The sequence below is a fragment of the Zwartia hollandica genome (assembly GCF_019923725.1).
Classification (GTDB): Bacteria; Pseudomonadota; Gammaproteobacteria; order Burkholderiales; family Burkholderiaceae_B; genus Zwartia; species Zwartia hollandica.
In genome coordinates this window covers 249,766-270,864 of record NZ_JAHXRI010000001.1, presented here as the reverse complement: position 1 = coordinate 270,864, position 21,099 = coordinate 249,766, and the positions used below count along the sequence as shown (strand labels likewise).

At 53.8% G+C, this 21,099-nt stretch carries 20 protein-coding genes; 9 read left to right on the top strand and 11 right to left on the bottom strand.

Translation table 11 applies throughout. The features are described from left to right. Nucleotides 1–20: 20 nt before the first annotated feature. Nucleotides 21–1,988 carry a SurA N-terminal domain-containing protein gene (locus KZZ10_RS01265; RefSeq protein ID WP_259659676.1) on the top strand — a complete coding sequence of 656 codons (1,968 nt, stop codon included), beginning with the start codon at nucleotides 21–23 and terminating at the stop codon, nucleotides 1,986–1,988. Here the strand turns inward: KZZ10_RS01265 and KZZ10_RS01260 are convergent, their stop codons facing one another. Next, complete coding sequence (locus KZZ10_RS01260) at nucleotides 1,989–2,642, bottom strand: arylesterase (RefSeq protein ID WP_259659675.1); 654 nt, start codon at nucleotides 2,640–2,642, stop codon at nucleotides 1,989–1,991. Between KZZ10_RS01260 and KZZ10_RS01255 the strand changes: the two genes are divergently transcribed. Then, on the top strand, nucleotides 2,641–3,318 hold the full coding sequence (locus KZZ10_RS01255; protein ID WP_259659674.1) for an ABC transporter ATP-binding protein: 678 nt from the start codon (nucleotides 2,641–2,643) through the stop codon (nucleotides 3,316–3,318). The two genes, KZZ10_RS01260 and KZZ10_RS01255, sit on opposite strands and share 2 nt — an antisense overlap. A gap of 29 nt (nucleotides 3,319–3,347) precedes the next feature. Here the strand turns inward: KZZ10_RS01255 and KZZ10_RS01250 are convergent, their stop codons facing one another. Then, nucleotides 3,348–4,253, bottom strand: coding sequence for a DMT family transporter (locus tag KZZ10_RS01250; protein WP_259659673.1), 906 nt, complete (start codon nucleotides 4,251–4,253; stop codon nucleotides 3,348–3,350). Nucleotides 4,254–4,327: 74 nt separating this feature from the next. Here KZZ10_RS01250 and KZZ10_RS01245 point away from each other — a divergent pair, with 74 nt between their 5' ends. Next, a complete protein-coding gene (locus KZZ10_RS01245; RefSeq protein ID WP_259659672.1) occupies nucleotides 4,328–5,392 on the top strand; it encodes a TRAP transporter substrate-binding protein in 1,065 nt (354 codons plus the stop codon). Between the two features lie 4 nt (nucleotides 5,393–5,396). Here the strand turns inward: KZZ10_RS01245 and KZZ10_RS01240 are convergent, their stop codons facing one another. Genes KZZ10_RS01240 through gmk form a run of 4 tightly spaced genes read right to left on the bottom strand, consistent with a single transcriptional unit; the run spans nucleotide 5,397 to nucleotide 9,275 of the window. Then, nucleotides 5,397–6,062, bottom strand: a complete 666-nt coding sequence (locus KZZ10_RS01240) for a DUF4286 family protein (protein ID WP_259659671.1) — start codon at nucleotides 6,060–6,062, stop codon at nucleotides 5,397–5,399. A gap of 33 nt (nucleotides 6,063–6,095) precedes the next feature. Beyond that, complete coding sequence (locus KZZ10_RS01235) at nucleotides 6,096–8,384, bottom strand: RelA/SpoT family protein (RefSeq protein WP_259659670.1); 2,289 nt, start codon at nucleotides 8,382–8,384, stop codon at nucleotides 6,096–6,098. Nucleotides 8,385–8,395: 11 nt separating this feature from the next. Further along, nucleotides 8,396–8,599: a DNA-directed RNA polymerase subunit omega gene (rpoZ, locus tag KZZ10_RS01230; RefSeq protein ID WP_259659669.1), complete on the bottom strand. Its 204-nt coding sequence runs from the start codon at nucleotides 8,597–8,599 to the stop codon at nucleotides 8,396–8,398. Between the two features lie 43 nt (nucleotides 8,600–8,642). Then, the gene (gmk, locus tag KZZ10_RS01225; protein ID WP_259659668.1) at nucleotides 8,643–9,275 is read right to left on the bottom strand and encodes a guanylate kinase; all 633 of its coding nucleotides are present in this window, start codon (nucleotides 9,273–9,275) and stop codon (nucleotides 8,643–8,645) included. A 104-nt stretch (nucleotides 9,276–9,379) separates the two neighbouring features. Between gmk and KZZ10_RS01220 the strand changes: the two genes are divergently transcribed. Next, a complete protein-coding gene (locus tag KZZ10_RS01220; protein ID WP_259659667.1) occupies nucleotides 9,380–10,246 on the top strand; it encodes a sulfurtransferase in 867 nt (288 codons plus the stop codon). Nucleotides 10,247–10,296: 50 nt separating this feature from the next. After that, nucleotides 10,297–11,067, top strand: coding sequence for an SDR family oxidoreductase (locus KZZ10_RS01215; RefSeq protein WP_375372523.1), 771 nt, complete (start codon nucleotides 10,297–10,299; stop codon nucleotides 11,065–11,067). A 33-nt stretch (nucleotides 11,068–11,100) separates the two neighbouring features. Here the strand turns inward: KZZ10_RS01215 and KZZ10_RS01210 are convergent, their stop codons facing one another. Together KZZ10_RS01210 and ggt are read right to left on the bottom strand one after the other, a co-directional pair. Then, nucleotides 11,101–12,030 carry a YicC/YloC family endoribonuclease gene (locus tag KZZ10_RS01210; protein ID WP_259659665.1) on the bottom strand — a complete coding sequence of 310 codons (930 nt, stop codon included), beginning with the start codon at nucleotides 12,028–12,030 and terminating at the stop codon, nucleotides 11,101–11,103. After that, the gene (gene ggt, locus KZZ10_RS01205) at nucleotides 12,023–13,933 is read right to left on the bottom strand and encodes a gamma-glutamyltransferase (protein WP_259659664.1); all 1,911 of its coding nucleotides are present in this window, start codon (nucleotides 13,931–13,933) and stop codon (nucleotides 12,023–12,025) included. The genes KZZ10_RS01210 and ggt overlap by 8 nt, the downstream gene beginning before the upstream one ends. 36 nt (nucleotides 13,934–13,969) lie before the next feature. Between ggt and rph the strand changes: the two genes are divergently transcribed. After that, the gene (rph, locus tag KZZ10_RS01200; RefSeq protein ID WP_311133535.1) at nucleotides 13,970–14,725 is read left to right on the top strand and encodes a ribonuclease PH; all 756 of its coding nucleotides are present in this window, start codon (nucleotides 13,970–13,972) and stop codon (nucleotides 14,723–14,725) included. Between the two features lie 46 nt (nucleotides 14,726–14,771). Here the strand turns inward: rph and KZZ10_RS01195 are convergent, their stop codons facing one another. The 3 genes from KZZ10_RS01195 to KZZ10_RS01185 are packed head-to-tail and all read right to left on the bottom strand — an operon-like array spanning nucleotide 14,772 to nucleotide 18,118. After that, complete coding sequence (locus KZZ10_RS01195) at nucleotides 14,772–15,521, bottom strand: glucose 1-dehydrogenase (protein WP_259659663.1); 750 nt, start codon at nucleotides 15,519–15,521, stop codon at nucleotides 14,772–14,774. A gap of 34 nt (nucleotides 15,522–15,555) precedes the next feature. After that, the gene (locus tag KZZ10_RS01190) at nucleotides 15,556–16,944 is read right to left on the bottom strand and encodes an MmgE/PrpD family protein (protein WP_259659662.1); all 1,389 of its coding nucleotides are present in this window, start codon (nucleotides 16,942–16,944) and stop codon (nucleotides 15,556–15,558) included. Between the two features lie 10 nt (nucleotides 16,945–16,954). Next, nucleotides 16,955–18,118 (bottom strand): acyl-CoA dehydrogenase family protein, encoded by a 1,164-nt coding sequence (locus tag KZZ10_RS01185; protein ID WP_259659661.1) that lies wholly within the window; start codon nucleotides 18,116–18,118, stop codon nucleotides 16,955–16,957. Nucleotides 18,119–18,233: 115 nt separating this feature from the next. On the opposite strand from KZZ10_RS01185, the gene KZZ10_RS01180 reads away from it, so the two are divergent. Genes KZZ10_RS01180 through hemW form a run of 3 tightly spaced genes read left to right on the top strand, consistent with a single transcriptional unit; the run spans nucleotide 18,234 to nucleotide 20,997 of the window. After that, nucleotides 18,234–19,154, top strand: a complete 921-nt coding sequence (locus KZZ10_RS01180; RefSeq protein WP_259659660.1) for a LysR family transcriptional regulator — start codon at nucleotides 18,234–18,236, stop codon at nucleotides 19,152–19,154. Further along, nucleotides 19,151–19,765 carry an RdgB/HAM1 family non-canonical purine NTP pyrophosphatase gene (rdgB, locus tag KZZ10_RS01175; RefSeq protein ID WP_259659659.1) on the top strand — a complete coding sequence of 205 codons (615 nt, stop codon included), beginning with the start codon at nucleotides 19,151–19,153 and terminating at the stop codon, nucleotides 19,763–19,765. Before KZZ10_RS01180 ends, rdgB begins: the two co-directional genes overlap by 4 nt. After that, nucleotides 19,765–20,997, top strand: a complete 1,233-nt coding sequence (hemW, locus tag KZZ10_RS01170) for a radical SAM family heme chaperone HemW (RefSeq protein ID WP_259659658.1) — start codon at nucleotides 19,765–19,767, stop codon at nucleotides 20,995–20,997. The genes rdgB and hemW overlap by 1 nt, the downstream gene beginning before the upstream one ends. The last annotated feature ends 102 nt before the right edge of the window (nucleotides 20,998–21,099 follow it).

Here is a 21,099-nt window from a genome sequence, read left to right as displayed (position 1 = left end):
TTTAGGTAAGCGATTTCTACATGTTTGACTTTATCCGCAATCACCGGCGTTGGATGCAGCTCATTTTGTTGTTGCTGATCCTCCCGTCCTTCGTATTTTTTGGTTTGGAAGGCTACACCAGCTTCATGTCCAAAGAGCCTGATCTGGCCACGGTGGATGGGCAGCCCATTACTTTGGGCGAGTTCAATCGTGCCCGTACTGCACAGCTCGAGCAATATCGCTCGGCTTTGGGGGCGCAGTTCGATCCAGCCGCTTTTGACACACCTCTGTTTCGTGAGCAGTTGTTTAACACGCTTGTCGATCAGCGCACCGTGGCTGCCGCCGCGAGCAAGGGTCGCTATTCCGTGTCAGACGAAACGCTTCGCCGCACGATTGCCGGTATTCCGGCTGTGCAACAAGATGGTCAGTTTTCCTCAGAACGCTATCGGCAAGTCCTTGCTGCGCAAGGCATGACGCCCGCTTCCTTCGAGCTGGGTCTACGACGTGACCTCGCCATTGCACAGGTATTGCAGCCGATTGGCCTTACTGCTCGCGTACCCACTGAGGTGGCTAGAAATATTCTCGCCTTAGTCACCGAGAAGCGTGTGGTGTCCCGCCAAGTGTTTGCAGCCGAAAGCTTCGTCAAGTCGGTTGAAGTGTCCGATGCCGATATCAAAAGTTGGTACGACACGAACCAAGATCAGCTGCGGATTCCTGAGAATGTGGATGTGCAGTACCTTGTGTTAAATGAAGAGGCTGCCACGAAAGATGTGAAAGTGTCGGAGGCCGACATCGAGAGCTTTTACAAACAGAATCAGGCGCGCTATGGTCAGCCCGAGCGTCGGCGTGTGAGTCATATTCTGATTGAGGTGCCGGCCTCTGCAGATGAGGCAACGAAGTCGAAGGCAAAAGAGCGTGCGGAAGACATCGCTAAGCGAGCGGTGGCGTCTCCCAAAGATTTTGCAGCACTTGCCAAAGAGTTTTCGCAAGATAGTGGATCGGCGAGTCAAGGTGGGGATCTTGGTTGGATCAGCAAGAACATGTTGGTCCCCCAGGTCGAACAGGCTGTTTTTGAGCTCGAAGCCGGAAAGATTTCTGGTGTGATTGAGAGTCCGTTTGGTTTTCATGTGCTAAATGTGCTTGAGCTTCAGCCGGCCTCAGTTAAGCCACTGGCCGATGTCAAAGAAGATGTTGCCCTAGAGATTCGAAAGCAACTTGCGGCCGAGCGTTTTGCTGATTTGGCAGGCAAACTCACCAACTTGGTCTATGACCAGAGAGATAGCCTCAAGCCGATCGCTGATGCATTGAATTTGAAGATCGAAACGGTTGCAGGCTTGAGTAGAGACGGTTTGCTGCCGACCCAGCAACGCGACAGTTCTAGCCAGCCGTCTGAAGCAGCGCAAATGATTCTTGGAAATCCGAAAGTGCGCCAAGCCGCATTTTCAAACGATGTGCTTAAAGAAAAACTCAACTCTGGTGTCATTGAGCTCTCTCCGGATGTCATCGTGGCGTTACGTGTGGATCAAGTGCATCCGTCCCGTGTGCCTGCTCTAGACAAAGTATCTGCGCGTATACGCGATATTTTGGTAGAGCAGCGTGCGTTAGCGGCCGCGGAAGCCGCCGGTAGCAAAGAGCTAAACACGCTCAAGGCAGATAAGCCTGCTGAGCCGGCTGGTTTTGCTCCACCAATGACCGTTACGCGCCAGTCCCCTGACAAACTGACACGCGAAGAGCTCGAAGTCGTGATGTCAGCCAGTGCGAAAGCGTTGCCTTTGTATTTAGGTGTTAAGGGTAGCAATCAATACAGTATCTTGATGCTCACTAAGGTGGAGGAAGCCGCGGCACCTGATGCAGCGCAAGTCTCTCAGCTTCAGTTACAACTCGCTCAGGCTTGGGGTGCTGCTGAAGAGCAGGCTGCCTTAAAGATTTTGCGTCAAACCTACAAAGTCAAAGTGTTACCGGATGCCGCAAAAGTCATCAGCGGTGAACTGGACGCAGCGAGGTTGTAGTTACGGCTTTAGCAATGGAAGGATGACCTCCAGCACATTACGCATCATTCGCGGCTGTGCAAGCTCGTTTGGGTGGAGGTTGTCTGTTTGCAGATACTTTGGGTCGGCAGCGACCCCCTCAAGAAGAAACGGCACTAGACTTGCTCCGCTTTCTTTGGCTACCTTTTCAAATACGTCTTTGAAACCTGTCGCGTATTCCCGGCCGTAGTTCGGCGGAATTTGCATCCCGACCACAACAGCTTTAGCGCCGGCTGCAGTGGCTTGTTTGGCCATGGTTCGCAGGTTTTGTTGTGTCATCTCAAGTGGCAGTCCTCGCAACGCATCGTTTCCACCGAGTTCAATTATCACGAGTGCAGGGGTGTGTTTATCAAGTAAACGCTTGAGGCGGGTGACGCCGCCACTTGTTGTGTCGCCGCTAATACTTGCATTCAGGATGTCTGTTTCAACACGCTGGGCGGAGAGTGCCTGCTTGAGCAGGGCTACCCAGCCAGTGCCTCGGGTAATGCCATACTCGGAGGACAGGCTGTCTCCAACGATTAGAATGCGGATAGCCGTTGGTGATCCCGTTTGCCCCCACGCAGTGAGGGTGATGAGGGGCAGAAAACTGAAAAGAGCTAGACTGACTAATCGACGTCGCTGAGAGAATGAAGACATGGATGCTGAAGTTAACGCAATTGAGGTCAAACAGCTAAGCAAACGCGTTCAAGACGCGGCTGGGATGTTGACGATTTTAGATGACATTACCTTTTGCCTGCGTGCAGGCGAATCTCTTGCGATTACTGGCGCTTCCGGTTCGGGAAAGTCTACATTATTGGGTTTGCTAGCTGGATTGGATACCCCTACGTCAGGGCAGGTTAATTTGCTCGGACAGGGGCTCTTTGCCCTAGACGAGGACGGACGCGCAGCCTTGCGTGCACGAAGTATTGGCTTCGTTTTCCAGTCGTTTCATTTGCTTCCCAACTTAAACGCGCTGGAGAACGTGATGCTGCCCTTGGAGTTGGCCGGTCGAGAGGCTCTGGCGCCTGCCACGGCGCTCTTACAGCGCGTCGGTCTAGGCGAGCGCCTTCATCATTTCCCTTCCACGCTATCGGGTGGAGAGCAGCAACGCGTTTCCCTGGCGAGGGCCTTCGCGCAGCAACCTTCCGTCTTATTTGCCGATGAGCCCACGGGAAGTCTGGATGAGGTGACCGGTGCAAAGATTATTGACCTGATGTTTGAGTTTCAGCGCACGCAGCAAACAACACTTGTCTTGGTCACGCACGACCCTCAATTGGCAAGCCGTTGTGACAGACAGCTAGTGATGCAAGGGGGGCGGCTTGCCGGGTCTTAGCCTCAGCGCCAACTTTTAGTGAGGGATAGTCATCCGCGTTGACTTCTGCGCCACTCCACTAGACTGTTGATCACCCCGCTTGCGCAGATGATACCGATTCCAACCCATGTGAGGCCGTCGGGCATGTGAGACCAAATGAGCCACCCAAATGTCGCTGCAAAGGTGATTTGTAGATAGATGAAGGGTGCAAGCATCGATGCGGGGGCGAAGCGGTAGGACTGGATTTGTAAGAGCTGTCCCATACCGCCACAGATACCTCCTAGTAGGATGAGCGCCCACATTTTCCAAGATAGCGTCGAGATCATCGACCAAGCTTCAGGTAAAACAAAGGGCATTGTTAAGCTTAGAATCGCGGCGCCGAAGGTGCCGCTGAGTAATGAGGTTGTCAGCGCATTGTCTGCTGCAAGCATGCGCGACACTAAATGCTGTCCAGTAAAGAGGCATGCCGTAATTAGGCCATATAAAACGCCTATCCAAGGTAGACCAGCGCTTGGCCGCGCCACGATAATGATACCGAGCAATCCAAAAGCCGCCGCAATCCAGCGCGAGGGATAGCTGCGTTCTTTCAGTAGCCAGGGTGCAACTAATAGCATCAGCAGGGGAGCTATAAAAATCAAAGCCGTGGCTTCAGCCTGGTGGAGGTAACTGAGCGTGGTGAAAAACGTCAAAGTGGCGCACAGCATGGCCACAGCACGTATTAGTTGTAGCTTAGGCTGTTTGGTTTTAAAAACGCTTAACCCGAGGCTCGGTGTGGCAATCGCTAATACGAGGACGGAGTGGACGATGTAGCGGATCCAGCAAAAGAATAGTAGCGGTACGCCGGTTGCCATCACCCATTTCCCGGTGGCATCTAGTCCTGTCAAGGCCAACATGGACAGAAGCAAACAGGCAACCCCAAGAAACGGCTTGGTAATCGGCATTTTGGGGTGTTGCATAGAAGCTCAGTAACGGTATGGCAGTTATACGATAGTCCTTGTATAACATCTAGGCGTTGTTAAAATCTCGTTCTATGACCTTTAAACAACACCTTGCCCTCAAGTTTTTAGCGCTGCTCTGTGCGATCACCTCGTCTGGAGTCGCGTTCGCTCAGTTGCTACCGCAAACTGAGCTGAAGGTCGTAGGCGGACGAAGCACGAGGGCATCTTTTCAAGAGGTTGAGAAACCCTTTTGGATCAAGTCGCTGCCGGAAAAGTCCGAGGGGCGAGTCACTGCCTCGATCAAGGGCTATGACGAGCTCGGCTTAAAAGGCCCAGAGTTGCTAAAGCTAATGCGTCAAGGGATTATTGAGTTTGGTATTGTGCCGCTCTCGTATCTGGCCTCCGAGTCTCCGCTCTCTGAGGCGCTAGACATTGCAGGGCTTGTGCCAGACAGCGCGACCGCGCGCCAAGTCGTGCAGTCGATGACTGCTGTCGTCGCCCAGAGCATGTCGACGCAACAGCAAATCAAAGTTTTGGGGGTGACACCCTATGGCCCTCAGGTATTGTTTTGTCAGACGCCGATCGCCGCGCTGTCCGACTTAAAGGGTAAAGTGGTGCGCACGATTTCGCGTACACAAGCCGACTTAATCGAGGCACTTGGTGCAAAAAGTGTGGCGATGAGTTTTAGTGAGGTGCTTGGGGCGTTCAAAAAGAAAACAATCAACTGTGCTGTCGGTGGCGCGCACTCCGGCTTTGAGGCGCAGTGGTATTTGGCGGCAACACACTTATATGCATTGCCCTTGGGTTGGAACTACGAGGTACACGCGGTTAATCAAAAAGTCTGGGATCAGCTTTCTGCACCGGTCCAAAGCTTTCTTCTGTCCAATATTGATTTGTTATTGCAAAATCTCTGGACCTACGCTGAGCAACAGTATGTCCAGGCGCTGGCATGCAACGCTGGCGCTCGCCATTGCACGCAGCCCCCGCGAGGCCAGATGGTGGTGGTTCAGCCGTCAGTGGCAGATCTCGCCACTGTTCGACGTATTGCTATTCAGTCAGGCTTAGACAGGTGGGGTTCTAGGTGCGCAGGGCAATGTGTGACTGATTTCAACAACACGGCAGGTAAGGTATTGCGCACCGTGGTCAAACAGCCTTGAGCGACTAAAGGTCGCCCGCCTGCAAGTCCCACAATAAATCAAAGCTGTGACAGGCCTGCTCAGGTAAGCCCAGTTGCGCGGCAATCGCTGCGGCAGCCTTGTTTGCCTCGCTCAGCTTCGTAGCGTCGATGATGAGGTAGGGCTCTAACAGGCGTTGTGTGGTGTTTTCTGAGGGCAATGGGGTAGACAGTACTGGATCGGGCGTAAGTATTTTTGCGCTCACAATTCCTTCAGCAGCTTGCGCAAGTGTTTTGCACAGCGGGAGCGCCTTTTCTGCGACTGCGAGTGAACCGAGACAAATGAGAGCAATACCTGCGCCCGTGCCCGCCCCATAGGCGAGCGTCACGGCGGCTACCCGGCGCTGTGTGTTGTGCATCCGAGAAAAATTCCGTACAGACCAGTCTGTTTGTTTGGTAAACGCTTGCCTATAGGTATCTGAAGTGAACACTTTAAGGCTCTCGGTACGGTAGAGCGCCAGGTAAGGGCGTGTACAAGTTTTTGAGTGATAGCGTCTCGACCAGTGAAAGCCTGGGATCGCGGCGCGCTCTTGCATATGCTCAAGGTCGTACCAGCGGTTGAAATCTTGTTCGTGTGCGGGATCGACATCGGTCCAAATGAACAATTCGCCCATCGCGTCGCTTGTTTGTTGAATAGTGTGGTGGTGCGGCATGAAGATCCTTCAAAATGGTGTGAGACGAGGGTGTTAGCCTTTCGTTCGAATTATTTTTCTGACTTGAGGTACGTGTCGGATTGAGCGGAACACCTGTGCAAGGTGACGCCTGCTGTCAACCTGCACCGTTAGGTTCAGGATCACTGTCGATGCCGCGTCGTCATGCATGGTCACGTGAATAATGTTTGAATCTGCCTGTGCGACTTCGGCGGCAATACGGCTAAGTACCCCACGTTCGTTAACCGCGATGATCTCTATGCGAGCAGAGAAATGTTTTGCTGTTTCCGAGTCCCAGGCAATATCAATCCAGCGCTCGGGTTCTTTTGCGCGTGCTCGAAGAGCGATAGGACACTCGGCTGTATGCACAACAAGCCCATGTCCAACGCGGATTCCCGCGATAATTTCGTCGCCCGGTAAGGGACCACAGCACGGCGCTAGTTGCACACCCTGGCCCTCGTGGCCGTGAATCAGGATTGGGGTTGTGCGTGCCGCGCTAATTTCGTCGTCGGCAGCTGCAGTGGTTGCAATGAGAGGGTGGTCTGGGGTGAAGCGTCGCGCAACGACGGCGGCAAGACGTTTGCCTAAGCCAATATCAGCGAGGATTTCTTGGCGCGATGTTGCACCGCTTGATCGTGCGAGTTTCTCCCATATGGGGTCTTTCGTGTCGGGCAACGCGAGTTGTAGCTCACCTAACGCCTGTGCAAGCATTCTCTCACCGAACGCAACGGACTCGTCATATTGGACGGTCCGTAAGTAGTGTCGGATCTCGGAACGAGCGCGCCCGGTTCTTGCGTAGTTTAGCCATTGCGCGCTCGGGCGTGCGTCTGGGGCAGTTGTAATACTCACGGTATCACCACTCGACAGCTCGGTGCGCAAGGGCACTTCTTCGCCATTGACCAAACTTCCAATTGCATGGTTACCGACATCCGTGTGTATAGAGTACGCGTAGTCCACGGGGGTTGCGCCGCGCGGCAAGGAAACAATATTTCCCTTGGGTGTAAAGACATAGACCGCATCGGGGAAAAGATCGACCTTTACGTGTTCTAAGAACTCCGTCGAGTCACCTGTTTGGCTTTGAATGTCGAGCAGTGATTGCAGCGATTGACTCGTGCGTTGCTGTATGTCCTGCATACTCGAGGCGTTGGATTTATAAAGCCAATGCGCGGCTACGCCTTCCTCAGCAACTTGGTGCATATCCTGCGTGCGGAATTGAAACTCTATCGGTGTGCCGTAAGGGCCCACCAAGGTAGTGTGGAGCGACTGATAGCCGTTTGCCTTCGGAATAGCAATGTAGTCTTTGAATTTTCCAGGTACAGGTCTGTACAGTTGATGCAAGATTCCCATCGCCATATAGCACTCGGGTAAGGTCCGAACAATGACTCGAAAACCATAGATATCCAAAACACTCGATAGCGATTTTTTTTGCTCGACCATCTTGTGATAAATACCGTACAAGGTTTTTTCTCGGCCTGTTACTTCGCTTTCGATTCCTGCGGCAGGTAACGCCGCGCGAACGTGCTCATCGATTTTGGTTAGAACTTCTCGGCGGTTACCACGTGCAGCCATCACTGCTTTCTCGAGCACGTGATAGCGATTTGGAAAAATCGCCATGAAGCACAAATCTTGCAGCTCACGGTATAAGGCGTTAAGACCTAAGCGGTGGGCGATCGGTGCATAGATATCTAGCGTTTCGGTAGCGATACGGCGACGTTTTTCTGGTGAAACTGCATCGAGCGTACGCATATTGTGCAGCCGATCTGCGAGCTTAATCAGGATGACACGGATGTCGCGTGCCATGGCCAAGAGCATCTTGCGAAAGCTCTCTGCTTGTTGCTGCGCTTTGCTCGCAAACTCTAGACGGTCGAGCTTCGACAGACCATCCACCAGTTCTGCCACTTCATCACCAAATTTTTCGAGTAGCTCTTGCTTTGCGATGTCTTGGTCTTCCATGACATCGTGCAATAGTGCGGCACGTATCGCATTGACATCAAGCTTCCAGCCGGCGCAAATCTCTGCCACCGAGATGGGGTGACTGATGTAAGGTGACCCACTAGAGCGAAACTGACCAAGGTGGGCTTGATCAGCAAATCGATAAGCGTCGCGAACCAGGGAGACGTCTTTGGGATCTAAATAGCCATCGAGCAAACTTTGTAGCGATGCCATGGAAGCAATCGCGGGCTCGGTAGAGGTACCAACCGGGGTCGCGGCACCGGAGACAGTGCCTAGTGCGACCACAGGTTCATTGCGGCGGGTCAAGCGCGAGCCGACCCTTAGGGCAGCCAACAACCCGGATGACGCGTATCGTAAGCCGGGGAAGGCCATACCTGCCTGACTTAGGTCGGAACCTTGCGCAACATTTCTACGCCGGTCAAACCAGCAGAGATCTCGCGCAAAGCGGTCACGCAGGGCTTGTCTTTGGTCTCAAGGCGGGCGGCATGACCTTGTGCAAGTTCTCGCGCACGGTAGGTTGCGGCCAGCGTGAGTTTGAAGCGATTTGGGATGTGATCGAGGCAATCGTCAACGGTGATGCGGGCCATGGAGTTCCTGTTTCAAAAAGGTAATGCGGATTTGACTTCAAACCTATTTGGGTGCCGCCAAGCCAAGTTGACTGAACAAGGCGGCATGGAGTACCTGCTGGGAGCGGTAGCGCAAACGATTTGTGCGTATGATCTCTGCGAGCTGCGCTAACGCCAAGCTAAAGTCTTGATTAATAATAACATATTCGAACTCTGGTGCATGAGAAATCTCCTCGGCCGCAGCTTGTATACGCCGCTCGATAACCTCAAGACTATCTTGACCTCTCGCAGTCAGGCGTTGGCGTAGCGTGTCTATGGAAGGTGGCAGAATAAAGATGCCTTTAGAGTCTGGGTAGAGCTTTTTGACTTGCCGCGCACCTTGCCAGTCGATTTCAAGCAAGACGTCCTGATTTCTCGCTAGGGCTGCATCAATGTGATCGCGTGGCGTTCCGTAGTAGTTGCCGTGCACTTCCGCCCACTCCAACAACTGGTTGTGATGGCGCAGTGCATCAAATTCGGCGTGTGTGACAAACCGGTAGTCTTTGCCATGCTGCTCACCTGCGCGGGGAGCGCGCGTGGTGCAAGAGACGGACAGCCAGAGCGAATTGTCCTGCGCCAGCAGTGCGTTGACTAAGCTGGACTTTCCAGCGCCGCTAGGCGCCACGACCATAAAAACGTTTCCGGCGACCGAGGACATGGGTGACAATGGCAAAATAGGACAAAACAAAAGCATAGCAGAGTCGCTAGAATCATCACTCGCTACCATGGTTATCAATGTTAGAAAAAAGGAAGGACCCCTACATGACTAGTCAGCATCTCATCACGCCCGAAGACCTGCAGAAGTTACTGGCAAGCAATCCGGCCTCAGTGCTCGTTTGTGACTGTCGTTATGATTTGGTCGATGCCGAGCTGGGACGCAGAGCTTATGAGGCCTCGCATATACCTGGCGCGGTGTTCGTCGATCTTGGTCGCGTACTTAGTGGCCAGAAAAACGGTTCAAATGGTCGTCATCCTTTACCTGATCAGCGTGTGTTCGCCGAGCAACTTGCTGGGCTGGGTGTGAATGCGGACACGTTGATTGTGGCCTACGATGCCCCAGGTGGCTCGTACGCTGCCCGCTTGTGGTGGTTAGCACGCTGGGTGGGACATTCCAAGGTCGTGGTGTTAGATGGCACGATCGACGCCTGGACCAAGGCGGGCTTTGAACTCACGCCCACAAAGCCCGCAGCGCGTTCGCGCGGAAATTTTAAGCAAGGTGTTTCCCTGACGAAATCCGTTGATCTGGCCAACATGCGTGCCGGACTCGGTCGCGCTGACCGATTGATTATTGATGGACGTCCGGGCGATCGATTTCAAGGCTTGAATGAAACGCTCGACCCAAAGGCTGGGCATATCCCCGGATCCCTGAGCCGCCCGTCGAAGGATAACTTGAACGCAGACTGGAAACTCAAATCTCCCGAGGTGTTGCGTGCGGAGTTCGCACGCTTGCTGGGTGACCGCAAGCCTGCAGAAGTGGTGGCGAGTTGCGGCTCTGGTGTGTCGGCTTGCCATCTCTTGTTAGCGATGGAACTCGCGGGGTTGAGCGGTGCTGCGCTCTATGGCGGCTCTTGGAGTGAATGGAGTGCTCAGCCAGATGCGTCAATCGAATTGGGTGCGGCCAAGGCCTAGGCTCTCGTGATTGCCGCTTTGCTCAGCATGTAGGTATGTCTTGTTTTTATATAAAAGGGAAAATAATGTCTGACTTGAAGGTTGCAGTGGTTACTGGAGCGGGTTCCGGAATTGGGCGCGCAGTGTCACATGCTTTGGCAGCAGCGGGCTATGAGGTCTTGCTTGCTGGGCGTCGTGCGGACGCCCTCGAGGAAACACGTAGTCTTGGAGGTGCACATGGTGCGCGGCTACACCCGGTAGTGACGGATGTTAGCGACGAGGCGTCAGTGAACGCACTGTTTGCAGAGGTAAGTAAGCGCTTTGGGCGGTTGGATGTTTTATTTAACAACGCCGGGCGTGGTGGTCCGCCGGTTCCAATTGAAGATCTACCTGTGGATATCTGGAAAGATATTGTCAACATTAATTTGACCGGTATGTTTTTGTGCGCCCAAGCTGCGATTCGGATCATGAAGAATCAGAAGCCGCAAGGCGGACGGATTATCAATAACGGGTCGATCTCGGCACATGCACCGCGTCCGTTTTCGATTGGGTATACATCCACAAAACATGCAGTAACTGGTCTGACCAAGTCCATCTCGCTGGACACGCGCCATTACAACATCGCCTGTACACAGATTGATATAGGTAATGCTGCGACACCGATGACTGAACGTATGACCAAAGGTGTTCCTCAGCCGGATGGCACAACACGTGTTGAACCTCGCATGGATGTCGATCATGTTGCCCAAATGGTTGCACAGATTGTGAGCTACCCACTTGAGACCAACGTGCAGTTTGTCACGATTATGGCGACGACGATGCCGTTTGTCGGACGAGGCTAAGCTAACGCTGGTTTATAGGCACAGACATAGCGGCTACTCGATATTCATTGCCTGTTCGCGCATTTGTTCGATCAGCAATTTCAAATCGATAGCCGCTTGCGTCATCTCCAAGCTGCCTGCTTTAGAACCAAGGGTATTCGCCTCACGGTTCATCTCCTGAAACAAAAAGTCAAGCCGTTTACCGACGCTGCCTGCTGAGTGTGTCTTTTTGGCTGATGGAGTCTCGCCAGGGTTCAACAAAAACTCAAGCTCGGTCAAGTGTGATGTCAAGCGCGCGAGCTCTTCCGCGACATCAATACGTATCGCGAAGAGGCTCGTTTCACTTGCGATACGTTCTGACAGTTCTGCGCCGGTAATGTGGGTGAATCCAGCCGGAAAAGCGGCCTGTAGTGTTTCCCTAAGTTTGTTCGCGAGCCGCTCTCGATGTGCGAGAACCAGCGCAGGCATATGTGCTTGGACGACCTCAATAATCTCGCGTACTTGTGCGGCCGTTGTAAGCATGACGTTGGCTAATCGGTGGCCCTCGCGTTGGCGTCCCTCCACTAGCTGCGTCAGTGCGGGTTCCAACGCATCGAGACAGAGCTTTGCCCAGCTTTCCGGCTCAATGTGTTGTTGCGCTGCTCCAGACCAAGAGAGCAGTTCAGGCAATGTAGGAGTGGGGGTCTCAGGTAACAACTGGCGCGCTTGTGCGAGTTGCTCGGCGACGCGGTGTAATAATGCTGGTGCGAAGCTTGTCTCTTGTACGCCTGCTGTGCGGGCAAAGCTGACGCGCACTTCAATTTTGCCGCGGGTAAGACCGTTGGCGATGCGCTCGCGTATGGGGTGCTCTGCCAGTCGCAGCTCGTCTGGCATCCTAAATTGCACATCCAAATACCGGCTATTTACGGTTTTTAGCTCGATAGTGACTGAGCCGAAGGGCTGCTCCGCTTTTGCACTACCGAAACCCGTCATACTTTTAATCATTTCTTCTCTCTATGCCTATTGCTGCGCCATCAGGATTGCGAGGGTCAGAGGCGCCAAAAAAGCGACCGTGTGCGTGCTGTACGGTTTGTGCACGGCCCATCGTCGGCATTATCCTGACGTCATGGCCCATTTGCTTAAGTAGTCCAATGGTGTCAGGGCTAATGCCTCGTTCGATTCTCAGATAGTCGGGCATCCATTGATGGTGCGCACGAGGCATTGAGATCGCTTGGGCGATATTCATATTGAAATCGATAACATTGATGAGGTTTTGTAAGACGGTTGTGATGATTCTCGAGCCACCTGGCGAACCTGTCGCTAACCAGGGGCTTCCATCCTTAATGACAATGACGGGAGTCATTGAGCTGAGGGGTCGCTTGCCTGGTTCGACCGCGTTCGCATCACCGCCTAGAAGTCCGAAGGCGTTGGGGACACCTGGCTTTGCAACAAAGTCGTCCATTTCATTGTTTAGAAGTACACCGGTACCCCGTGCGACGATTCCTGATCCGAAGTTTAAATTGAGTGTGTAAGTGCAACTCACGACATTGCCCATACGATCCATCACCGAGAAATGGGTCGTTTGATCGCTCTCGAACGGCTGGGGCTGCCCGGGACGTATGAGATTGCTTGGCGTCACTTTGCTTAAATGAATGCCGGACGCTATTTGGTCGGCGTAACCCTTGGCGCTTAGCCCCCGTTGTGGAACCTTGACAAAGTCTGGATCCCCAAGGAATTCTGCTCGATCGGCATAGGCCAGTCTGGCGCTCTCGGCGATCAAATGAATCGTTTGTGCACTTCCGGCACCGAAGTCTGCGAGCCGGTAGCGTTCGAGAATGTTCAGCATTTGAACCAAGTGTATGCCGCCCGAGCTTGGGGCAGGCATCGAAAGTATCTGATACCCGCGGTAGGTACCTTGAACGGGCTGCCGCAGTGCGACTCGGTAGTTGCTTAGATCTTGCATCGTCATGGGTGAGGTATCCACCCCGTTGCTTAACTCGGCCACAATCTGCTGAGCAACGGGACCGGTATAAAACCCGTTCGCGCCAGCTTGCGCGATGAGACGCAAGGTATTTGCTAAGTCCTTTTGAATCAGCCGATCGCCGCGGCTATAGGTCTCGAGTGCATCATGAGGGCAGTGCTCAAGCGCACAAGCAGATGCGTGCTGCTTGCGCTTAAAAAAGACTTCTCGCGTGCCCGGCCAGCGAATCAGATGTGCCCGGTGAGTTTTAAATTGCTCTTCGAGCACTGCACTGACAATAAAGCCGCTCTCGGCTAATTCAATTGCCGGGGCCACAAGTTGAGCGAGGGGAAGACTGCCGTAGTCGCGTGCGGCCTGGGCAAGGCCGGCGACTGATCCAGGCACGCCAACCGCAAAGGGTGTGCGGGTCGACTTACCCGCAATGACTTGGCCCTCTGCATCAAGAAAAATATTTGGGCGAGCACTGGCAGGAGCCGTTTCACGAAAGTCGAGGGCGACTGTTCTTGCATGTGTAGCCTCGTGGACCAGCATGAAGCCGCCGCCACCAAGATTGCCGGCATTGGGTAGGACGACCGCCAGCGCAAACCCCATTGCGACTGCCGCGTCTGTGGCATTGCCTCCTTGCTCCAGAATCCGAGCACCGATCTGACTGGCAAGTCGGTGCTCGCTGGCCACCATGCCGCCGGTCGAGACAACGGGATGGAATATTTCGAAGGATCCGTCATATCGCACCACCGCCGTCTCGTTGTTTGCTGGCCCAGGGACTGCCGATCCCGGCAGGGTCGTTGCTGAGGAGCGAGGCTGTGCGGCAAGTGGGGTGAAGGTCGCAGCGACCACCCACAGACAGAAGGCGTTCAGCAGGACACGCTGCGCTGCGCTGCGTATACTGTGTCGCTGTAAACCTAGGGATTGGCTGCTGTGATTCATGGTCGACCCACTATCTGATTTTTGTGAGAGCACATCGTGTCAACTATCAATACTCATCAAACCGCCGCCGTTCAACCGCGTCCGTCAGGCCGTGCCGCCAACGAGCTTCGTACTGTTTCCATGCAGCGGGCATTTACGCGCTACGCAGAGGGGTCTGTTCTGATTTGTATGGGCAATACACAAGTGCTGTGCACAGCAAGCGTACTCGAAAAAGTGCCTCCATTTCTAAAAGGCCAGGGCCAAGGCTGGGTGACAGCTGAATATGGTATGTTGCCGCGCTCGACCCATACCCGCTCCGACAGAGAGGCGGCCAAGGGAAAGCAGTCTGGTCGGACCCAAGAAATTCAGCGTCTGATTGGTCGGAGTTTGCGTGCGGTGATGGACATGACAGCGCTCGGTGAGCGTACGATACAGATTGATTGTGATGTGTTGCAAGCGGATGGCGGCACGCGCTGCGCGAGTATTACCGGTGCATGGGTCGCTGTTGCGGACGCAGTGGACGGGTTGCTCAAGCAGGGATTGCTGACAAAAAATCCTCTCATCGATTCGGTCGCAGCGGTTTCGGTCGGTATGGTGGGCGGACAGCCAGTGCTGGATCTTGATTATCCAGAAGATTCTGGCTGCGATGCAGACATGAATATCGTGATGACCGGCGTGGGGCGTTACGTCGAGGTGCAGGGCACTGCAGAAGGACACACCTTTGATCGCACTGAACTAAACCACCTGTTAGCGTTGGCAGAAGACGGCATTGCTCTCTTGGCACAAAAACAAAAATCAGCCCGTTTGGGCTGATTCTGTGGGCCTGCTTGAACAGGCTGGGCTTGGTGTTGGTGCGTTGCTAGATCGTTCTGCCACCATCTACGGGCAACTCTAAGCCCGTCAAAAAGGATGCCTCCTCAGAGGCCAAGAACACCGCTGCATTAGCAATGTCGCGCGGCACACTCAGTCTACCCATTGGAATCGTTGCAATGAATTTTGCTCGGTTTTCTGGGGTGTTAGGGATGCCCATGAAATCGCCCAACATCCCAGTGTCACCCATAACCGGACAAATCACATTGACGCGAATGTTGTCGCCTGCGAGTTCCACTGCAAGCGATTTAGACAGTAGGTTGGCGGCTCCTTTTGAGGCGTTGTACCAAGTCAATCCGGGACGTGGGCGAATGCCGGCGGTTGAGCCGACGTTAATGATGCAACCTGATTTCTTTGCACGCATCATGGGCACGACCGCATTGATCATGTGATAGATTGCTTTGACGTTCACATCGAAGCATCGGTCGTAGGTTGCTTCATCGACATTTAAGAACGGCTGATTCTTATGGGTGTAGCCCGCATTGTTTACAACAATATCGACAGAGCCAAATTTTTGAACGGCTGTGCTGACTGCTAGATCAATATCGGCACGTTTGCTGACATCGCACTTGACGGCTACGGCGGATGCACCAATTTCCGCGGCAACCTTTTGGGCGCCGGCTTCATTTAGGTCGGCGATGACGACTTTTGCACCTTCACGGACGTAATAGCGAGCGATTTCGGCACCGAAACCGCTCGCGGCCCCCGTGACGATTGCTACTTTGTTTTGTAAACGCATACGGGTGGTCTCCTGGATTTTTTCTTGATTGACATCAGTCGGCTAAGACACGGCCCATCACAGGTTGTTTGCTAATTCCCCAAACAGTTTGAATCAGCTTTTTAACCTGTGCTTCAGTTGCATTGCCTTCATAAGTGCCAAGGCGCAAGGCTTTGTCTTCAATTTCCGGACGCGATAGCGTGTTGCCTGGGTCACCCTTTGGCTCGTCTACACGACCTGCAAGGTTACGGCCATCCTTGGTAGTGACCGTCACCTTGCCGATCCAACGCTGCGGGTAGGCAGTGTCGACTTCTTCGTCGAGTTCCATGGTTACCTTGTCGCGGAACGCAGCAACCTGACCATCTTTGAGGGCCTGGTCAAAGCCGGCCAGGTCTGCCGAGTTTCGCAGTGCGATGAGCGCCAACACGGTACCCATCGAAAACTTGGACTGATGGACAGTCTGTGGATCGACGACCGGACCCAGTACGTCAATCGCCCCTTGATGCACATGGGTCACGACACGCGAGATGTCACCCGCTTTGAGTCCATGTGTCTTCATGGCGTGTTGAAGTGCGTCCGCTGCGGGGTGCGTATGGCGGCACGAGGCGTGGTATTTAAAGGAGGTTTCAGGTAGCGCCCAGCGCACGCCAAGGCGGTCTGTGAGTTTGGCGGGGTCAGCATCTGTGGACATACCGGCGGCCATCCCTTGAACGCCTTCAAGGATACGACGCGCGCCGGTGAAGCCTTCTTTGGCCAAGTAGGCTGAGCTCAACCCTGTCGACGCGGCGTGCGCAGTGTGCAGCTGCTTCGAGTCAGCAGCGTCTCGCAGAAACTCCCACAAGCCGGACGCTTGTGTTCCAGCAGAGCCAATCGCATTGAGCATCTGCTCGGGATTCAGTTTAAGCAGGCGCCCAACTGTCACTGCAGCGGCCACGGTTCCAGCTGTTCCCGTTGTGTGAAAGATCTTGTAGTGGGAGCGACCTAGGAACTCGCCTACGCGAATGCCAACTTCGTAGCCAACGACAGACGCGGTAATGAACTCCTCGCCTGAGGCGCCAATTGCTTGCGCCACCGCAAGTGCTGGTGGGAATACCACGGCAGCCGGATGAAATACCGAGCCGTTATGGACGTCGTCTTGCTCGACGACGTGCGCGGCAGCCGCGTTAACCATCGCGGCAAAGAATGGGTTCGTCATTCGGCGGTTCACGAAGTCTTCTGACTTTCCCTCCGACGGCCCCATCAGTGCGGTGTACTTCGCCATGGCTTGAACCGCACGCGCAGACGAACCCGCCAAAATGGAGGCCATCGTGTCTAAAAACAAGTCTTCGCAGCGCATCCGCACGGACTCTGGAATATCGGAGTACTTTAGTTCAGAGGCAAACTTGGCTAGCGTAGCGCTAGGGTGCAAGACAGCAGTGGGGGCAGGCGAGCGAACGGCAGTCATGTTTTATCCTTTAGAACGAACGTGGAAGACCGAGTACGTGTTCAGCAACGTACGACAGAATCAAGTTGGTAGAAATCGGTGCGACTTGGTACAGACGTGTTTCGCGGAACTTGCGCTCAACATCGTATTCGCAAGCGAAGCCGAAGCCTCCATGGAACTGCAAACAGGCATTCGCCGCTTCCCAGGAGGCATCAGCTGCAAGCAGCTTAGCCATGTTTGCTTGCGTACCACACGCCTGTTTCGCATCAAACAAACGACACGCCTCGTAACGCATCAAGCTTGCCGCCTCAACGTTAACAAAGGCGCGCGCGATTGGAAATTGCACACCTTGGTTTTGGCCGATCGGTCGACCAAAAACGATACGATCTTTCACATACTTAGATACACGGTCGATGAACCAGTAGCCATCACCGATACACTCGGCTGCAATCAAGGCGCGCTCGGCATTCAAGCCGTCAAGAATGTACTTGAACCCTTTACCTTCCTCGCCAATGAGATTCTCGGCTGGGATCTCGAGATTCTCGAAAAAGAGCTCGTTTGTTTCGTGGTTAACCATATTCAAAATGGGGCGCACAGTTAAGCCATGTCCGATCGCCTCATGCAGATCAACAAGAAAAATAGACATCCCTTCAGATTTCTTTGTCACTTGGTCAAGTGGCGTGGTTCGAGCCAACAGAATCATCAGGTCCGAGTGCTGAATACGCGAAATCCACACCTTTTGACCATTGATAACGTAACGATCCCCTTTTTTAACCGCAGTCGTTTTAATTTTGGTGGTGTCGGTGCCGGTCGTAGGCTCGGTGACCCCCATGGACTGCAGGCGTAACTCGCCCGCCGCAATCTTTGGCAGATATAGATTTTTTTGCTCGACTGAGCCATGGCGTAACAGGGTACCCATGTTGTAGAGTTGGCCATGGCACGCGCCGGAATTGCCTCCCGAGCGGTTAATCTCTTCCATGATGACAGAGGCCTCGGTAAGTCCGAGACCAGAGCCACCGTACTCTTGCGGGATAAGGGCTGCCATCCAGCCAGCTTGAGTCAAGGCATTAACGAACTCTTCAGGGTAACCGCGTGCTTCGTCGATTTTGCGAAAATATTCGTCGGGAAACTGCTTGCAGAGATCCCGGATAGCGTCACGAATGTCTTGGTACTGGTCTGAGTGAGTTGTTTGCATGATTGTCTTATGATGGCGTGTATGGCGAAAACGTTACTGTGCCCGAGCGCGGACCGCCTGACTATTGTTGTTTGGTTAACCCGGGCTTTTTGATTGCTTAAGCGACGCACAATTCATGGCAAACCACTTCGACCTGACGGACTTGCAGCTGATCGTCAATATTGGCGATGCCAGTAGTCTGACCCGTGGTGCTGAAAAGTCGCATTTGTCGCTCCCAGCCGCCAGTAATCGGGTCAAAAACCTTGAAGACCACTTTGGGACTAGGCTATTTAACCGTAACAGCCAGGGGGTCACATTGACACCGTCAGGCGAGGCATTTCTTCGCCATGCACGGTTAGTTTTAAGACAAATTGACCATTTACGGGGCGATATTCACGAGTACGCACGCGGAATCAAGGGGCAGGTGAGGGTGTTGGCGAACACGACGGCTATGACGGAGTTCATGCCTGCCGTATTAAGCCGGTACCTCGCGTCGCACCCCGATGTCACGGTCGAGTTACGCGAGCGCTTGAGTTACTTGGTGATCAAGGCCGTGTCGGAGGGGTCGGCCGACATTGGCATTGTCGCGGGTCGTCCTGAGTCCTCGGAGCTGGAGTATCTGCCGTACCGGAAGGATCGCTTGGTTCTTGTCACGTCTGATCATCATGAGTTCGCCGAGCGACCCGAAGTCGCTTTCGGCGAGACGATGCGTTACGAATATGTGGGGCTGTCTGAGTGGAGCGCGATCCATGCGTTCTTGATACAAGCTGCAGATAAGCTTGGACATCCGTTTCGGTTCAGGGTTGAAGTGGGTAGCTTTGAGGCGGTATGTCGCATGATTGAGGCGGGGGTCGGTATCGGCGTGGTCCCCGAGCTCGTGGCAAGGCGCTATGCTCAACGCCTAAAGATAAAGATTGTCAGGTTGTCTGACGAGTGGGCGGATCGAAAACTACAGATTTGTGTGCGCAAATTGGACCAGTTGCCAGGCTTTGCGCGCGACTTGGTCAATATGTTGATCCAGGATGTTCCACTCGCAGACTTGCAGGAGCGAGAATGATACTGTCGTCGATTGTTCTAGCCTCTGGAAATGCGGGAAAAATCAAAGAGTTCGAGGCTCTCTTCGCACCTCTGGGAGTGACTCTGATTTCGCAAAAGAGCCTAAATATTCCGGATGCCCCTGAACCTCATGTCACGTTTATAGAGAATGCGCTGGCCAAGGCTAGGCATGCGAGTGCCTTGTCCGGCCTGCCAGCGCTAGCAGATGACTCTGGTCTTTGCGTACAGGCGCTCGGCGGGGAGCCGGGCGTGCATTCGGCTCGCTATGCGCAAGTGTTGGACGGCCCACGTTCGGATGCGGCCAATAACGAGAAATTAATCAAGATGCTGCAGGGCGTGACTGATCGACGCGCATGGTATGTGGCGGTGTTGGTGCTCGTTACTCGCCCCGATGACCCACAACCTGTGATTGCGCAGGCGAACTGGGTGGGGGAAATTGTTGACCAGGCTCGTGGTGCCAATGGGTTTGGTTACGATCCTTATTTTTATTTGAAAGAAGAGGCCTGTTGTGCCGCCCAGCTCGAACCAGACAAGAAAAATCGTATTAGCCATCGCGGCATGGCGATGCGTGCGCTGTTGATTCAGCTCAGGCAAACTGGGATGCTGGTCTGATGGCGCGTGTTATTCCCATCGTTCCTGAGACACCAAATGGCGTGCGCGGCTCAGCGCCTTTGGCCAGGCCCACAGCGAGATCGCTGTTGGCCACCTTACCCCCGTTATCTGTTTACATTCATGTTCCTTGGTGCGTGCGCAAATGTCCCTATTGCGATTTCAATTCACATCAAGTTGCGGCCGTTCTGCCAGAAGATCTGTACCTTGATGCACTGCAAGCCGATCTGGAGCAAGCACTACCTGACGTCTGGGGTCGTCAGGTTCACACTATCTTTATCGGTGGCGGGACGCCTAGTCTGCTGAGTGAGCGCGCAATTGATCGTCTACTGTCGATGTTGCGTTCGCACTTAAATGTATGGCCCGACGCCGAGATCACTCTCGAAGCGAACCCAGGGGCAGCGGAGGCGCATAGATTCAAAGAGTATGGTCGTAGCGGTGTCAACAGAATTTCCTTGGGAATTCAATCTTTCGATGACAAGCAACTCAAGGCACTTGGTCGAGTCCACAATGCTGATCAAGCGCGTGCCGCGATCGATATGGCGCAACAAGCTGTGCCGCGCATCAATCTCGATTTAATGTTCGCCTTGCCCCAACAGACGCTGCAAGAGTGTGTGCACGATGCGACCCAAGCGTTAGCGTTCGGGACCGAACACTTGTCGATGTATCAATTAACGATTGAAGCCAACACAGTATTTGCGAAATTCCCTCCAGCGCTGCCAGAGGATGATCTCGCTGTGGAAATGGAAGAGGCGATTGAGGGGTTGTGCAAAAAGGCGGGTCTTGAGCGATACGAAGTGTCCGCTTTTGCTAGAAAAGGGGCGCAAGCACGACACAACCTCAACTACTGGGAGTTTGGGGATTACCTCGGTTTGGGCCCAGGGGCTCACGGTAAATTGTCCTTTCCAGACAAAATACTCAGGCAGGCCCGAACACGTAATCCCGAGGTCTGGATGCAAGCGGCGCTGCGCCGCGATGGGTCACAGGTGTCCGAATTACGTACCCTCGCTCCAAGTGAGCTGCCGTTCGAGTTTATGCTTAACGCCCTACGCCTAAGGCAAGGTGTGCCTCAGTCGTTTTACGCCGAGCGTTGCGGTCAGGCGCCTGCTGGTTTTGCGAAGATGCTAGCTGGAGCCAGGCAGAAAGGGCTATTAGCGGACATAACGGACCGCTATCAAGCAACTCCGCTAGGCTGGCGCTTTCTAAACGAGTTGCAAGAATCTTTTCTTGATTAGCACCATAAAAGTGCATTAAATGCACATGAAGTGCGCATTTGCACTATATTAGTGCAAATAAAAGCCCCGCAACAGGGCTATTTCATGACTTGCTTGCTGGCA